This window comes from Microvirga tunisiensis, from assembly GCF_009296175.1.
Lineage (GTDB): Bacteria > Pseudomonadota > Alphaproteobacteria > Rhizobiales > Beijerinckiaceae > Microvirga > Microvirga tunisiensis.
Window position 1 is genome coordinate 32,200 of record NZ_VOSK01000007.1, and the last position, 16,145, is coordinate 48,344.

At 64.2% G+C, this 16,145-nt stretch carries 13 protein-coding genes; 7 read left to right on the plus strand and 6 right to left on the minus strand.

From position 1 onward, the window contains the following. Window positions 1–2 precede the first annotated feature (2 nt). Together FS320_RS04385 and FS320_RS04390 are read left to right on the plus strand one after the other, a co-directional pair. Complete coding sequence (locus FS320_RS04385) at window positions 3–674, plus strand: LON peptidase substrate-binding domain-containing protein (protein ID WP_152709652.1); 672 nt, start codon at window positions 3–5, stop codon at window positions 672–674. An 11-nt stretch (window positions 675–685) separates the two neighbouring features. Then, window positions 686–907, plus strand: a complete 222-nt coding sequence (locus FS320_RS04390) for a Trm112 family protein (RefSeq protein ID WP_152709655.1) — start codon at window positions 686–688, stop codon at window positions 905–907. Between the two features lie 215 nt (window positions 908–1,122). Here the strand turns inward: FS320_RS04390 and FS320_RS04395 are convergent, their stop codons facing one another. Further along, a complete protein-coding gene (locus FS320_RS04395) occupies window positions 1,123–2,007 on the minus strand; it encodes an HpcH/HpaI aldolase/citrate lyase family protein (RefSeq protein WP_152709657.1) in 885 nt (294 codons plus the stop codon). A gap of 68 nt (window positions 2,008–2,075) precedes the next feature. Here FS320_RS04395 and FS320_RS50160 point away from each other — a divergent pair, with 68 nt between their 5' ends. The 3 genes from FS320_RS50160 to FS320_RS49675 all read left to right on the plus strand — a co-directional run bounded on the left by FS320_RS50160 (window position 2,076) and on the right by FS320_RS49675 (window position 8,996). Next, a complete protein-coding gene (locus tag FS320_RS50160) occupies window positions 2,076–3,770 on the plus strand; it encodes a serine/threonine dehydratase (protein WP_338105286.1) in 1,695 nt (564 codons plus the stop codon). Window positions 3,771–3,783: 13 nt separating this feature from the next. Beyond that, entirely contained in the window at window positions 3,784–4,467 is a 684-nt protein-coding gene (locus tag FS320_RS04410) for a carbonic anhydrase (RefSeq protein ID WP_152709659.1), read from the plus strand. A gap of 107 nt (window positions 4,468–4,574) precedes the next feature. After that, complete coding sequence (locus FS320_RS49675; RefSeq protein WP_152709668.1) at window positions 4,575–8,996, plus strand: beta strand repeat-containing protein; 4,422 nt, start codon at window positions 4,575–4,577, stop codon at window positions 8,994–8,996. Window positions 8,997–9,167: 171 nt separating this feature from the next. Here the strand turns inward: FS320_RS49675 and FS320_RS04420 are convergent, their stop codons facing one another. Continuing rightward, on the minus strand, window positions 9,168–10,199 hold the full coding sequence (locus FS320_RS04420) for an aspartate-semialdehyde dehydrogenase (RefSeq protein WP_152709671.1): 1,032 nt from the start codon (window positions 10,197–10,199) through the stop codon (window positions 9,168–9,170). A gap of 264 nt (window positions 10,200–10,463) precedes the next feature. Continuing rightward, the gene (locus tag FS320_RS45790) at window positions 10,464–10,946 is read right to left on the minus strand and encodes a GNAT family N-acetyltransferase (RefSeq protein WP_162002822.1); all 483 of its coding nucleotides are present in this window, start codon (window positions 10,944–10,946) and stop codon (window positions 10,464–10,466) included. A 120-nt stretch (window positions 10,947–11,066) separates the two neighbouring features. Here FS320_RS45790 and FS320_RS45795 point away from each other — a divergent pair, with 120 nt between their 5' ends. Beyond that, a complete protein-coding gene (locus FS320_RS45795; protein WP_162002823.1) occupies window positions 11,067–11,861 on the plus strand; it encodes a hypothetical protein in 795 nt (264 codons plus the stop codon). Here FS320_RS45795 and FS320_RS04435 read toward each other — a convergent pair. After that, on the minus strand, window positions 11,839–12,993 hold the full coding sequence (locus FS320_RS04435) for a sulfite oxidase (RefSeq protein WP_152709677.1): 1,155 nt from the start codon (window positions 12,991–12,993) through the stop codon (window positions 11,839–11,841). The genes FS320_RS45795 and FS320_RS04435 overlap by 23 nt on opposite strands. A 140-nt stretch (window positions 12,994–13,133) precedes the next feature. Here FS320_RS04435 and FS320_RS04440 point away from each other — a divergent pair, with 140 nt between their 5' ends. Beyond that, window positions 13,134–13,478 carry a hypothetical protein gene (locus tag FS320_RS04440; protein ID WP_152709679.1) on the plus strand — a complete coding sequence of 115 codons (345 nt, stop codon included), beginning with the start codon at window positions 13,134–13,136 and terminating at the stop codon, window positions 13,476–13,478. Window positions 13,479–13,528: 50 nt separating this feature from the next. Here the strand turns inward: FS320_RS04440 and leuB are convergent, their stop codons facing one another. Continuing rightward, a complete protein-coding gene (gene leuB, locus FS320_RS04445; RefSeq protein ID WP_152709681.1) occupies window positions 13,529–14,635 on the minus strand; it encodes a 3-isopropylmalate dehydrogenase in 1,107 nt (368 codons plus the stop codon). A gap of 84 nt (window positions 14,636–14,719) precedes the next feature. Beyond that, the gene (locus FS320_RS04450; protein WP_152709683.1) at window positions 14,720–16,144 is read right to left on the minus strand and encodes a serine/threonine protein kinase; all 1,425 of its coding nucleotides are present in this window, start codon (window positions 16,142–16,144) and stop codon (window positions 14,720–14,722) included. Between the last annotated feature and the right edge of the window lies 1 nt (window position 16,145).

Below are 16,145 nucleotides of genomic sequence, written 5' to 3' on the forward strand. Positions count from 1 at the left end.
GAATGGGAATGAACGCGGTATACCGAGGGCCGGAGGATTGCCCGTCGGTCATTCCCGTTTTCCCGCTCCCTGGCGCCCTCCTCCTGCCGCGGGGGCAGATGCCCCTCAACATCTTCGAGCCACGTTACCTTGCGATGGTCGATGAGGTGCTGAAAACCAACCGCATCATCGGCATGGTGCAGCCCGATGCGGACAACGATCCCCTGGCGAATGTGCCGAAGCTCTATCGGGTCGGCTGCGCCGGCCGCATCACTCAGCTCGCCGAGACCGGCGACGGGCGCTATCTGATCACGCTCATCGGCATCGCACGCTTCCGCATCGAGGAGGAGCTGCCGCCGGTCAACCTGTTCCGCCAGTGCCGGGTGAGGTTCGAGCCGTTTGCCAACGACTTCACCGCCCGCTTCGGCGAGAACGACGTGGATCGCGCCGGTGTGGTGAAGGCCCTGCGCGATTTCGTCAACGCGGTGCATGTGAAGGTCGACTGGCGCGGCATCGAGGAGGCTCCCAACGAGGCCCTCGTCAATGCGCTCTGCATGATGAGCCCCTTCGGCGTGCGCGAGAAGCAGGCGCTGCTCGAAGCGCCCAATCTGAAAAGCCGCGCGGAGGTGCTCATCGCGCTGACCGAGATCGAGCTCGCCCGCGGCGGTGCCGGCTCCGACTCGACCCTGCAATAGGAATGACGACGATGGTTCCGGATACGACTCAAAGCGAGACGCCCCAGCCCGTGGAGGCGACGCGGATCGACCCCAAGCTCCTGGAGCTTCTCGTCTGCCCGCTCACCAAGGAAACCCTCGAATACGATGCGGTCCGACAGGAGCTGATCAGCCGACGCGCCAAGCTCGCCTACCCGATCCGCGACGGCATCCCGATCATGCTGCCCGAAGAGGCCAGGCAATTGGCCGATTGAGCGATTTCAGAGGCATTCCGAACGCCTCAGGCGGTCCGGGTTCTCGCAGCAGCGGACATCGCCCTTTTCTCGTGTCATCACCGGCCTTGTGCCGGTGATCCCGATCGAGCAGAGCGCAGCGCCTTTGTGAATCGGGATGGCCGGGACAGGCCGGCCATGACGAGGAGGCTCCAGCGAACAACCCCCATATTCCGCGCCCCGGCCCGGGATGACCTTCACGGCGCCTGTTCTGCAATCGCCTCGGCCAACGCCAATGTCCGCTTCGCCATCTCGGCATGAAGTCGCTCGACCATGCGGCCGTTGAGGCTGATCGCGCCCTTGCCTGCATTCTCCGGCCGTTCGAAGGCCGCGACAATGGCACGGGCGCTCTCGATCTCTTGCTGTGACGGTGCATAAATCTCATTGGCAGCCGCGATCTGATCGGGATGGATCAGAGTCTTGCCGTCGAACCCGCAATCGCGCCCCTGCTCGCACTCTGTGCGAAAGCCGTCCGCGTCGGACAGGTTGTTGTAGACCCCGTCGAGAATGTCGATGCCGTGCGCCCGCGCGGCGGCGAGCGCCGTCATCAGCCAGGGCAGCATCGCCGCGCGGCCCGGCAGCAGGCGGGCGCGGGTGTCCTTGGCGAGATCGTTGGTGCCCATGACGAAGCAGGCCAGCCGCGTGTCGACGTCACGAGCTGCGCTGGCGATGTTCTCCGCTCGGAGAATGGCGAGCGGCGTCTCGATCATCGCCCAGATCTTGGTGCGCTCCGCGGCTCCGAGCTTGCGCAGGCGCAGGCCCACCGCCGCGAGCGTTTCCGCAGAGGAAACCTTCGGCACGAGGATCGCATCGGGAGCGGCCGCGATGGCGGCCGCGAGATCCGCCTCGCCCCAGGGCGTTTCGAGCGCATTGATGCGAATCACCAGTTCCCGCAGGCCGTAGCCCCCCGCCTCCACGGCCGCGCAGACCTGCTCGCGCGCCTGCGCCTTCGTGTCGGGCGCCACCGCATCCTCCAGGTCGAAGATCACCACATCGGCCGCCAGCGTCGTCGCCTTCTCGATGGCACGGGCATTGGAGCCGGGCATGTAGAGGGCGCTGCGGCGCGGGCGAATCGGAATCATGGCTTTTTCCCTAGGTGACCGATCGGTTGTAATGCTCTCGGGAGTGTCAGCAAAGGAGATGCCGAAGGATGTGGGTTGCAGGAGTCGACGGCTGCCGGGCCGGGTGGATCGCGGTGCTCATGCGGGTGGACGATCCGAACGCCCAGCGTGTCGTGACGGTCCGGGCGCTGGAAGCCATCGCCGATGCGCCGGAGCAGCCTGCGGTCATCGCGGTCGACATGCCCATCGGCCTGCCCGACCGGACTGAAGGATCGGGCCGCCTGCCGGAGCAGCTGATTCGTCCCCTGCTCGGCGAACGGCAATCCTCCGTCTTCGCCATTCCCTCGCGCCGCGCCGTGGAAGCAATCGACTACGCGGACGCCTGCACGATCGCCGCCGCCACCTCCGATCCGTCACGAAAGGTGTCGCGGCAGGGTTTTGCCATCTTCCCGAAGATCCGCGAGATCGATGCCTTGTTGCGGGCGCGGCCCGATCTGATACCGCGCGTTTACGAGGTGCATCCTGAACTCGCCTTCTGGGCATTGAACGGAGGCCAGGCGCTCGGCCAGCCGAAGAAGGCGAAGGGAACACCCTACGGGCCCGGCATGGCGCTTCGTCGCGAGCTTCTCAGGCGCTCCGGGCTTCTTCCCGAGGCCCTCATCGAGGCTTCCCCTCCTCGAGGCGCCGCGGCCGACGACCTGCTCGATGCGCTTGCGGGGTTGACCGTGGCGCTGGATCTCGCGAGAGGTGGGGGACAATCCTTTCCCGATCCGCCCGGCCGTGATGCGCACGGCCTTCCGGTCGCCATCTGGACGCTCCGCATGTTGCCCCAAGGTTCAACCATGCCCATCACCCGCACCGATATCGAAGCGGCTCTTGCCCGCATCGCCCCTCATATCCGCCGCACACCGGTTCTGAACTTGGGAAACGCCTTCGGCCATGACGGGCCGGTGAGCCTGAAGCTGGAATTCCTGCAGCATGCGGGCTCGTTCAAGACCCGCGGTGCCTTCAACACTCTGCTGTCGAAGGAGGTCCCGGCAGCCGGCGTTGCGGCCGCGTCCGGGGGCAATCACGGCGCGGCCGTGGCCTATGCGGCGAAGCAGCTGGGTGTGAGAGCGCGCATCTTCGTGCCGGAGATCTCGAGCCCGGCCAAGATCGCCGTCATTCGCTCGCACGGGGCCGAGGTGGTGATCGGCGGCGCGCGTTATGCGGATGCCCAAGCCGCCTGCGACCTCTATGTGGCCGAGAGCGGCGCCCTGCGCATCCATCCCTTCAGCGCCGAGAGCACCGTGATCGGACAGGGCACGGCGGCGCTCGAATGGGAGCAGGATGCCCCAGCCCTCGATACCGTTCTCGTCGCGGTGGGCGGCGGTGGGCTCATCAGCGGCGTGTCGAGCTGGTGGGCCGGCCGCGTGAGGGTGGTGGGTGTCGAGCCGGAAGGATCGCGGGCGCTTCACGCCTCCCTCGAGGCCGGGCGGCCTGTGGACGTGGAGGTCGATTCCGTCGCCGCCGATTCGCTCGGCGCGAAGAACACGGGCGATCTGGTCTATTCCATTTGCCGCGAAACCGTCGATCACGTGGCGCTCGTCACCGACACGGCGATCCGCGATGCGCAGAGGCTGCTCTGGCGAGACTATCGCGTCGCGTCCGAGCCCGGTGGCGCGGCGGCACTGGCGGCGCTGATCTCGGGGGCCTATAAACCCCGTTCGGGCGAGCGGGTTGGCGTGCTCCTGTGCGGCGCCAATGTCGAACTCGCCAAGCTCGCCGAGATAACCCACCCGTAATGGAAGGACGCCCATGTTCCCGCAACGTCTGACCGAAGGCTACCGCGCGTTCCTCGACGAGCGCTTCCCGCGCGAGAAGAACTGCTTCGAGGCTCTCGCGGAAAAAGGCCAGTCGCCGGAGGTGATGGTGATCGGCTGCTGCGACAGCCGCGTCTCGCCGGAGGTGATCTTCGACGCAAGCCCCGGCGAATTGTTCGTGGTGCGCAACGTGGCGAACCTGGTGCCGCCCTTCGAGACGGGTGGAGATTACCACGGCACCTCCGCGGCGCTCGAATTCGCCGTGCAGGCGCTCAGGGTCAAGCATATCGTGGTGCTGGGCCATGCCCGCTGCGGCGGCATCCGCGCCTTCGCCGACGATAAGGCCCCCCTGTCGCCGGGCGATTTCATCGGCGGCTGGATGAACCTGATTGCACCTGCCGCCGATCGCATCGGCCCACGGGCAAACACGGATTTTTCCGATTATCTCGCCCGGCTGGAACTCGCCGCTATTGAGAACAGTCTCAACAATCTGATGACCTTCCCTTGCGTCCGCATTCTCGTGGAGCGTGGCAAGCTGCAGCTCCATGGCGCCTTTTTCGGCGTAGCATCCGGCGTCCTGATGGTGCGCGATCCGGAGACTGGGGAATACAGATCCATGGTCGAGGATATGCCCCACCGCGTCTCGATGTTCAGCGCCCGCCGCGTCGACGCGCCCTAGACGCGGGTACCGATCGGCCACCATCCGTTCGGTTTATTCCTAGACTGTTTAGAGATTGACGGCCCTACGAGATATAATAACATATCTCGGTTATTCAGGGGGCTGTCATGTCTACTTTATTCGTTTCCAACGCGCGGACCACCACAATCGACCTTGATCCGTCGACGTATGAGACACTTCACGTCACGCAGAGCGGATCGATCACGACTGTCAACTCGGCCGTAACAGGTGGATATGAGGGCTTGGAGGTCCTCGTCGATGGCGCGATCCGCTCACAAATAAATGCGATTGATTTCTCCTCGGCTGGTTGTTCCATCACGGTCGGCAGCACCGGGACCGTTAGAGGCATCAACAGTGGCATCTTTCTAGGGGATGTTGCCAATGTGGTGGTCAACGACAGCCAGATCTCGTCCTCTCTGACCGTGTTCGAGAGTGCCGCCATCTGGATCGACGGTACCGACAATCATATTCTCAACAATGGAATCCTGTCGGGCTTCTACGGCATTCTTGGCACCGACACCCACGGCGATGGCAACTTCAACCATATCGTCAATACGGGACGGATCGAGGCGAGCGACACCGGAATTCGTCTGAACGCGGCCTCCGGTCTCGTCCCCTCCACCACCGTGTCGCCCGATATTCCCTATGGCGTTTTCAACAGCGGCACGATTCTCGCTGGAAAGACGGGGATCCTCGTCGAGAACTCCGGCAACGTCACCAACAGCGGCCTAGTCCAAGCCGGGGCTTTCGGAATCGCCTTCGGCTTTGGCGATGCCTTCCTGAACAATACCGGCATGATTGCGGCGCAGACTGCCGTCTCCGGCTCCGGTGAGCGGGATACTATCCTCAACCAGGGCATAATCCAGGGTGCCATTCTGCTCAATACTGGCAACGATCTCTATGATGGGCGCACCGGAACGGTGACCGATATCGTGGATTTAGGCGACGATGATGACGTCGCCTATGGCGGCAGCGGTACGGAGACCCTCGCTGGCGGCGACGGCAACGACACGCTGTTCGGAAATGGCGGCGACGACAGCCTCGTCGGAGGCGTCGGGCAGGATTATCTCGACGGCGGCGTAGGCATCGACCAAATGGCAGGCGGCATGGACGATGACATCTATGTCATCGACGACCTGAGTGATGTCGTGGGCGAGGCCATTGACGAAGGCACCGATCTCGTCCGCGCGTCGATCTCTTACGCGCTCGGCACGAATCTCGAGAATCTCTGGCTGACGGGCAGCGCCAACCTCAACGGCACGGGCAACGCACTGGCCAACAGGATTACCGGCAATGCCGGCAGCAACCTTCTCGATGGCGGCATTGGCGCCGACAATCTTGCGGGCAGTGCGGGCAACGACACCTATGTGGTCGACGACGGAAACGACGTCGTGACGGAAGCGGCCGACGAGGGCACCGACGCGGAGCGCGCTTCCGTGTCTCACACGCTCGGTGTGAATGTAGAGAATCTCCTTCTCACGGGCGCAGGCGATATCGACGGCACCGGCAACGACCTCGCGAACAGCATCGTCGGCAACGGCGGCAGCAATCATCTCGACGGCGGCGCAGGGGCGGACGTCCTCGCCGGTGGCGAGGGCAGCGACACCTATATTGTCGATCATGAAGGCGACCTCGTAACGGAGCAGGCCGGCGAAGGCACCGACACGGTGAGCGCCTCCGTGTCCTATGCGCTCGGCGCGCATGTGGAAAATCTCGTTCTCACCGGGTCGGGCAACATCAGCGGCATCGGCAACGAACGCGCCAACGAGATCACCGGCAACGCAGGCAGCAACCTCCTCGACGGTGGCGCGGGGGCAGACCGCCTGGCCGGCGGGCTCGGCAACGATACCTACATCCTCGACGATGCGAGCGACATCGTCACCGAGGGTCTTGACGAGGGCACCGACGCGGTGCGCGCCTCGATCTCCTACGCGCTTGCCAACAATGTGGAGAACCTCGTCCTCACCGGCGCCGGCGACAGCAACGGCACGGGCAATAATCTTGCCAATATGATCGCCGGCAACGGCGGGAGCAATCGTCTCGAAGGCGGCGGCAACGACGACCAACTCGACGGCGGCGCCGGCCAGGACACGGCGGTGTTCTCAGGACTTCTGTCCGACTACACCATCACACGTAGCCCCGACGGCACCCTGACGATCATCGACAACACGGCCGCACGCGACGGCACGGACACGCTGAAGAACATCGAGTTCCTGCAATTCCAGGACGGCACGATCACCGTACCGACGCGGGCCCCTGTCGCGCCCGCGGTGCAAGGGTCCGTGAACCCGATCAACGAGAACGCCGCGCCGTTCACCCCCGTGGCGAGCGTGCTATCGCCCGGACTTGCGGCCGGGTCCGTCGCTTACTCGATCGCGTCCAATCCCGGCAGCAAGTTCGTCATCGACCCGACAAGCGGCGTGATCAGTCTCGTGGGAGCCGTCGATTATGAATCAATGGAGGATCCCGATCTCCAGACCGAGATGGTCGGGACGCTGGTGCGCAAGTTCTATATGCTCAGCGTCAAGGCCACCGAGACTCTCACGGGCTGGTCGTCCGCGGCCACCCAGGTAAAAGTCTATGTGAGCGACGTCAACGAGGCGGCGACGGGCTTCTCCTTCACGGATGGGACGACGAAGGCCGCGATCAGCGAATCTGCTGCCGACGGCGCCCTCATCGGCGCCCTGCAGGCAAGCGATCCGGAAGGCGATGCGGGGCTCCTCTATGCCTTCGACACCACGGGTGCCAATGGTACGAGCGGCGCCGGCAATGCGGGCGGGCGGTTCAAGATCGAGAACGGCCAGCTGAAAGTGGCGGCGCTGACCGACATCACCAAAACCGAAACCTATACGATCACCCTGAAGGTCACGGACAGGAACGGCGGTCCCGGAGCCGTCTCGACCTACAAGGATTTCCAGATCACGGTGAACCCTGTCGGTGACGGCAACGCGCCGCCGTCGGCGCCTCAACACGGCCCGGTCACGGAACTCAGCGAGAACGGCGGACCAGTGGCGACCGTCGCGACGGTTCAGTCGACCGACGACGGTTTCGGCGGGACGACGATCCTCTACGAGCTCGTCGTCAATCCCGGCAACCTGTTCTCCATCGATCAGAATACCGGCGCGATTTCCTTCACGGGCGGTGCCAATTACGAGGCCGCGAACATCGGGCTTCAAACCGAAAATGCCGGTCAGTCGAACGAGAAGAAGTACTTCAACGTGGTGGTTCGCGCCCGGGAGAGCGGGCAAAACGGGCAGGTATCCGGCAACACGACCGTGAAGGTCTATCTCAACGACGTGAACGAGGCGCAGACAGGCGCGAATTATGCGGTCAATGCGGTGTCGAAGGACGCGCAAGCTGGCACCGCGCTGGCGACTCTGCAGAGCGTAATCGATCCGGATACGCGGCCGGCCTTCCGCAGCTACTCCTATGCTCTCGTGAATGCCGATGGCAGCGCCTATACGGGCAACGAGTTCTCAATCGATGCCGGCGGGAACGTGAAGGTAGGGGCGGGCGGGCTGCGCGACGTGCTCGGCTCCACCGTGGTTCCGGTGCACGTGAAGATCACGGATCAGAGCAATGCGGCCTTCACCGTCACCAAACAGATCGATCTGACGATCAAGCCGATCAACCATGGACCGACCGACATCACCCTGTCGAACACCTCCATCCGCGAATTGTCGGCAGCAGGCGACTTCGTGGGCGATCTGGGCGCTGCCGACCAGGATGACGGCGAGACGTTCACCTACCAGCTCATCGACACCGCCGGCGGCCGCTTCAAGATCGTCAACGGACACGACCTTGTGGTCGACAACGGTTTCCTGCTCGATTTCGAGCAGGCGGCTGCGCACAGGATCAAGGTCCAGGTGACCGACAGCGCCGGAGCCTCCTTCGTCAAGGACATCGCCATCGGCGTGATCGACTGGAATCCCGAATCCACGGCCGGCTCGATCGCCAACGACGTGTTCTTTGGCGGCGCCGGCAACGACACGCTCTCGGGCGGGCTCGGCAACGACCGGCTGGTCGGCGGAGCAGGCGCCGACATGCTCAAGGGCGATGGCGGCAACGACACGATCGGCGGCGGCTCCGGCAAGGACAAGCTCTACGGCAGCACCAGCGCGACCAAGGGCTTGAAGGACGTCGACGTCTTCCTCTTCGACACCAACCTGAAGAACAGCAAGGCGGAAGCGAACAAGCACAAGGACATTGTCTACGGCTTCGAGCACAAGAAGGACGCCATCTGGCTCGACGGCGACGTGTTCAAGACCCCGGTCTTCACGAAGCTGGACAAGAAGGGCAACGACCTGAAGGCCCAGAAGATCAGCGCCGCCAACGTCGCCTTCGACAGCGCGAAGGACGGGAACGACTACATCATCATCAAGAAGACCGGGGCCAAGAAGGCGCAGATCCTGTTCGATGCCGACGGCACCGGCCGCAAGGCCGCGGTCGAGGTCGCGACGATCAACTACGAACCCAATCCGAAGAAGATGGGCGGGGTGCTCGATCACACCGACTTCTTCATCATCTGATCGACGATCTTCGCGACAAACTCGACCCCGGCAGGGGTTCTACCAAGGCCGAGTTCGAGACGGGAAGCCGCTCCCTCTAGGCGCTGCGGACGTGAAAAGAGCCGCTGTCGCATCCAACAGCGGCTCTTCGCTTTCATGCGTTAGAACGGACGCCTTGCGTCCGATCAGCGCTTAGGCCGCCTGCTTCTTCGGCTTCAGCAATCCGCGATTGGCCATGGCTTCGGCGATCTGCACGGCGTTCAGCGCCGCGCCCTTGCGCAGGTTGTCGGAGACGCACCAGAAGGACAGGCCGTTCTCGACCGTGATGTCCTCGCGGATGCGCGAGATGTAGGTGGCGTCCTCGCCGGCTGCCTCGTGGGGCGTGATGTAGCCGCCGGGCTCACGCTTATCGATCACCATGACGCCGGGCGCCGCGCGCAGGATGTCGCGGGCCTCGTCGGCGGTGATCGGGTTCTCGAATTCCACGTTCACCGCCTCCGAGTGGCTGATGAAGACCGGCACGCGCACGCAGGTTGCGGTGAGCTTGATCTTCGGGTCGAGAATCTTCTTGGTCTCGACCATCATCTTCCACTCTTCCTTCGTGTACCCGTCCTCCATGAACACATCGATGTGCGGGATCAGGTTGAAGGCGATGCGCTTGGGAAACTTCTTTTCCTGCACGTCCTGGAGCGAGTAGAGCGCCTTGGTCTGGCGGTCGAGCTCGTCCATGCCGTCCTTGCCGGCGCCGGAGACCGACTGGTATGTGGCGACGACCACGCGCTTGATGGTGGCGCGCTCATGCAGCGGCTTGAGGGCCACGACGAGCTGGGCCGTGGAGCAGTTCGGGTTGGCGACGATGCCCTTGCGGATGTCGCGGAGGGCCTCGGCATTCACCTCTGGAACCACCAGCGGCACATCCGGGTCGTAGCGCCAGGCGGACGAATTGTCGATCACGACTGCGCCCTGGGCAGCGATCTTGGGCGACCATTCCTTCGAGACCTCGCCCCCGGCGGACATGAGGCACAGGTCGACATCGGAGAAATCGTAGGTGTCGAGGGTCTTCGTCTTCAGGATCTTGTCGCCGTAGGAGACTTCCGACCCCTGGCTGCGGCGGGAGGCCAGTGCCACGACTTCATCGGCCGGGAAGGCCCGCTCGGCGAGGATGCTGAGCATCTCGCGGCCCACATTGCCGGTCGCACCGACGACGGCGATCTTGAAACCCATTGAACTTCTCCTGTTATCGCTCTCCCCGGAAAACCAAAAACCCTGTTGGGGTGTCGCCTCTCGCCCCGAGGGAGAGAGGACCGGGGACGACGAGGCTTATTCGGCTGTTTTTGCAGCCGTCGTGGCGGTTTTCGTTTTGCTCGTCGTCAGGGTGAGCAGCGCCATTGCCATCGTCCATCCAAAAGCCCTGACCGGGCTTCGATACGCCGCCAGAAACACACCAAAGGCACGCTTTCGTCAAGCGTTCTCTTTTGTGGCAAGCGTTCAATCGCCCGTCAGCACGTCGGTCGAGAGGTTGAACCGATAGAAGACCTTGTTCATCCGCTCGGCTCCGAGGCGTTCATAGAACGCCTGCGCCCCGGTATTGGTGCCGTCGGTCGTCAGGTCGATTCGCGTCAGCCCCTGGGCACGGGCATGTTCCGCCAACCACCGCATGAGCACGACGCCCACGGCCTGTCCGCGTGCGTGGCTCTCGACGAAGAGCTCCTTGACGAACAGGAGACCCGAGAGCCTGAAGCCGGGCCGCAGCACCGCAAAGCAGGCGAGGCCGACAGCGCGGCCGTCACGGGAGGCCAGGGCATAGCGCGTGCCTTCCGCCTCCCGCATGGAGCGCTCGACCATGGCCAAGGTCGGCTCGATGGGCCGGGCGACGTCGGGGCCGACATAATGCAGATCCACAGCCCGAACCAAGGCCGCAACATGCGCAGCATCCTCAAGCGTGGCAAGACGAACGACGGTCTGGGACATGGGAGCGCTCGGGTCGGTTAAGCTTTGGTTTACCCTGCTTAGCAAAACCTTTCGAAGCCTGGCCAGTGTCACGGTAGAACATGTGGATGATCTGACCACTGGACTTGATTGGTTTGAGCGATGCCGCGGGCGGTTTATGCCGAATGGGATGAGGACGACGTTGCCGATTGGGTCGACGAACGCCCCGCTCGTCGCCTGCGTCGAAAACCCCTGCCCTGGTTGCGCGTCGTTCTGATGTCGTCCTGCAGCATCGCAGGCCTCGTCTATTTCGCCCTCGAGCAGGAGCAGAACATTCGTCCGGCCGAGCGCCAGAAAGCGATTCCGTCCTCTGTTCTGGTCGCGCCGGCGCCGGTCTGGAAATCGCTGCCTCCCTCCCCGGCTGTCTATGCATTGGCAGGCACGTCCGGCCCCGTGACGTCGGAAGCACGCGAGCATGCGAACGGAGCCCGGGAGGACACCCTGATCCTGGGGCGCTTCGGCGATTTCCGGTATGCGCAGCTTGTTCTGGTCCAAGGACCGGCTGAGCCTGCCGGAAGCTTCTATATCGAGACGGTTCGGCGGGCGGCGCGCTCGGGCCTCGCGGTCGCCCATCAGGGCCAAAGCCGGGTTGTCGCGACGAAATTCGGCCCCGTGGAAGCCGCCCCTATGATCCTTGCGAACAAGGGTGAGCAGACCTGCGAGGCCTTCCGTTTTTCGGATGCGATGGCTGAATTCAGCTTCCAGGGCTGGTTGTGCGGATCCTCACCTCCCGACGAGGCGCAGCTCGCCTGCTTCATCGACGGGATCACCCCGGCAGGCGGCGCCGGTCCGTCATTAAAAGCGGTTTTCGCCCAGGCCGAGCGCAATCGCCCAGACGCCTGTGGCCCGAGCGCCCGCACCGCGTCGGTTACGGTCAGACCTCCGGCCCGACGGTAACCGCCACGCGGTGCATGACATTGCAGCCATAACCGTTCGGATTCCAGTTGGCGGCCCGGAAGGGCTGAGCGCGCCCCTGCGAGTCAGTGGCACGGGCGACGATCTCATAATAGCCGTTGCCGGGCAGAGTGAGAGAAGCGTGCCAGCGCACCCAGTCGTAGCGGTTGCGCGGCAGCGTCGTTGCCGCCTCGGTCCAAGTCGCGCCACCGTTGACGGTCACGTCGACCCGCGCCACATCGTCGTCGCCCGCCCAGGCGGCGCCCCGGACCTCGATCGAGCGCGTGCCTTCAGGATAGCGCCTGCCATCTGCCGGCGCTGTGACGATGCTGCGCACGGGCATCGATTCGAGGATCCGGGTTTCGATGCCTTGCCCGTTCGAGCCCGGCGGCAGGGGACGGATCGGAAGGCGATAGGCCGGCGGCAGGGGACGGATCGGAAGGCGATAGGACAGCCCCGTCATGCCCGGTCCATCATGCTCCCGATCACGGATCCAGATCCGCGTGAGCCATTTCTGGCTCAAGGACCCTGGCCAGCCCGGCACGACGAGGCGCAAGGGGCCGCCATGGATGAAGGGCAAGGGCTCGCCGTTCATCGCCCAGACCAGCAGCGTATGCTCCTCCAGGGCCTTGGCGATCGGCACGCCACGCGACATGGCCTGCCGCTCATGACTTCCGTGCTTGTCCGGGTCGGCACCGAAATGGCCCGTGAACAATGCCGTCTCTTTCAGGCCCGCCTCGCGCAGAACGTCACCCAGCGAGACACCCGTCCATTCCGCGCAGCCGACGCCGCCATGGGTCCAGGGATTGCCTTCCGCCTCAGGCTCGAAGAACGACCGTCCGTTGCCGCCGCATTCGAGCACCATACGAAAGGTCTTTTGCGGGAAACGGCACTTCAATTGCGCGACGGTCAGGTCGAGCCGGCGCTCGACCTCGCCATCGATGGTGAAGGTCCAGGACTCAGCGTCGTCCACCGGTTGGGGCAGCAATCCGTTGTTGCGGACGAAGAAGCGCGCAATCGGCGTCGTCTCGTCGTCGAGAAGCTCCTCGGGGGTTTCAGCGACCAGTGGAGTCTCGCCCAACAGGCTCAAACCTTCCTTCGCTGAGAGGTCGAAACGGGCCTTCTTGTCCTGCATCGGCTGCTGTCCTTCTCACCTGTTGGTGAATGTCACGCTTCGACGGAACCATTTTAAGGGGGGCCGTCTTGTTTTGACATCATCGCACACGATGATCGCGCACAGCACAAGGACTGGGCGCCGTTCTTGGAGGATTACCCATGCGCCGCTTCGCACTTTTGGGTCTGGCTTCATTGGCTGCGCTCACGATCGTCTCGGGAGTGGCGGAGGCGCAGACCCGAAACCGCCCCCTCGTCCTCAGGGTCCAGCCCCGCAGCTTCCTCGATCCGGGTCCCGTCGTTCCGGTCGGATCGATCAATCCGGGTTACACGGGTTACGGGCAGGCGCAATCCTATCTGCTGAGCCCGCCCTATGCTCCCGCCGGCGCGGGCTTCGGCGTCGGCACCCTGCCCGATCCGATCACCAACGGACCCTTCGTAGGGTCACGTAATCCGTTCCCCATGTTCGGCGTTCCGGACGTCGAGGCGACAGGCTCGATCCGATAAATCGATCCCTGAAACGGAAAGCCCCGGGCATGACCCGGGGCTTTTGCGTTTTACGAGAGAGCCTCGAGTTCCTTGACGATGGCATCGCCCACATCCTGCGTGCCGACCGCGTTCATGCCGGGACCTGCAATGTCCTTGGTGCGAGTGCCGGAGGTGAGCACGTTGGCGATGGCCTTATCGAGACGGTCCGCCTCGTCGAGGAGACCGAAGGAATAGCGTAGGGCCATGCCGAAGGAGCCGATCATGGCGATGGGGTTGGCAAGGCCTTTGCCGGCGATGTCCGGCGCGGAGCCGTGCACGGGCTCGTAAAGCGCCTTGCGCTGGCCGGTCGCCGGATCCTCCGCGCCGAGCGAGGCGGAGGGCAGCATGCCGAGCGAGCCGGTGAGCATCGCGGCGATATCCGACAGGATATCGCCGAAGAGGTTGTCGGTGACGATCACGTCGAACTGCTTCGGATTGCGCACAAGCTGCATGGCGCAGTTGTCGGCGAGCACGTGCTCGAGTTCCACGTCCGAGAACTCGGCCTTATGGATGCGGGTGACGACCTGGCGCCAGAACACGCCGGTCTTCATGACATTGAATTTCTCGGCCGAGGAGACCTTGTTGCGACGCTTCCCGGCGAGATCGAAAGCAACGCGCGCGATGCGCTCGACTTCATGCGTGTGATAGAGCTGCGTGTCGACGGCGCGCTGGGAGCCGTCCTCCAGGGTCACGATCTCCTTCGGCTCGCCGAAATAGACGCCACCGGTGAGCTCGCGCACGATCATGATGTCGAGGCCTTCCACCACCTCGCGCTTGAGCGAGGAGGCATCGGCCAGCGCCGGATAGCAGATCGCCGGGCGCAGGTTGGCGAAGAGTCCGAGGTCCTTGCGCAGGCGCAGCAGACCGGCCTCGGGACGCACCGCGTAAGGTACGCTGTCCCATTTCGACCCGCCGACCGCGCCGAAGAGCACCGCATCGGCGGCCTGAGCACGTTCCATGGCAGCTTCGGAAATCGCCGCGCCGTGCGCGTCGTAAGCCGAGCCGCCGACGAGATCCGTCTCCGTCTCGAAACCGACGCCGCGCTTGCGGAACCAGCCCACAATCTTCTCGACCTCGCGCATGACCTCCGGACCGATGCCGTCGCCGGGGAGAAGGAGAAGCTTGTGCGTTGCCATGGGTGACCCCTGTTCTATCGTGATCCAATGCAGGCCCTTAAAGGGCCGAATGGACGGCTTGGCAAGCTCTTGTCGCGTTGGCCGTTAGGCGAAGGCGTCGGGGCTGTTCTCTGCCCGTCGGTCCTTCGAAGTCCTGACGATGGTCACCGAACAGGGCGCCTCCGCCACGACGCGGGACGAAACGCTGCCCAGGTAGCGGCGCAGGGCGGAAGAGGCCCGCGCGCCGATGACGATGTGGTCGACATTGTTGTGGCGGGCGTAGTCGACGAGCGCGGAGGCCGGATCGGGCGCCTCCAGCACGCTGTAGGTGATCTGCTCCTTCGGAATGTCGAGCGACGCGCCCCAATGCCGGAGCAGGACTAGACGCTGGACATGGAGGCTTCTCCCCTCCTCGTCCTCCAGGATGTCGACGGCGATGCGCGAGGTTTTCAGGATATTGACGCAGGCAATCCGCGCCTCGCCCTCGATGGAGAGAATGCGGCCGATCATCATGCGCAAGGATTCGGCAAGATCCTCGTTTCCCGGTGAAAGATCGACGGCGGCAAGGACGATGGGCGCCCGGGACAGCTGTCCGGCAATGTTGGGCGTCTCGAGAGGTTGTGCCTTGCGGGCCTTGAGCCAGCGCCGGAAGGTCTTCACGCCACCGTCCCGCTCCAGCCGTTCGGCCCGCTCGGTGAGCCGAATCTGTTCCGGGTTCTCCAGGTCCAGAGCGAGCTGGGCCGCTGTGGCGTAACGGTCGTCCGGATCGATCTCCAGGCAGCGCAGGATCACCTCCTGCAGCCAGGGCGGACAATCGGGAGCCAGCGCCCGCGGCGGAACCGGATCCCGCCACAGGCGGCGGCGGATCTGGCCGCCGCGCGGATTACCGAAAGGGCGCTCGCCCGTGACGAAGAAATACAGCATCGCGCCGAGCGCGAAGAGATCGCTGCGCGGATCGGCCCTGTCCTGCAATACCTGCTCCGGCGCCATGTAGGGCGTGGTTCCGAACGGCTCACGAAACTCCTCGGCCAGGAGATCGGGCAGGCGTTCGTGCCGGGCAAAGCCGTAATCGATGAGAACCGCCTCGCCGGTGTCCCGGATCATCACATTGCTCGGCTTGATGTCGAGATGGATCACGTGCTGGAGATGCAGGTCGTGCAGGGCATGCGCCACCTTCGCTCCGATCGTGACGACTTCAGGCCAGGGCAGAGGAACCTCGTCGAGCCGGCTCTTGAGCGATTCGCCAGGGATCCGCTCCATGACGACGTAGGGCATGAGATCGAGCGAGCCCGTCGCGACGAAGCGGGGCACATGCGGACCCGCGAGACGCGGCATGATCATCTGCTCGGTCTCGAAGCAGACGATGGGCAGCGGATCATCGCTGTCGATCAGCATCGGGATCTTCATGATCAGCGGCGCGGGCTCGCCGCCTCGGGAAACGGCCCAGAGCTGCGCCATTCCGCCGGTGCCCAGATTTTCCTGGAGCTCGAAGCCGTCGATCACCATGCCCGGGCTCAGGCGCCACCGCATG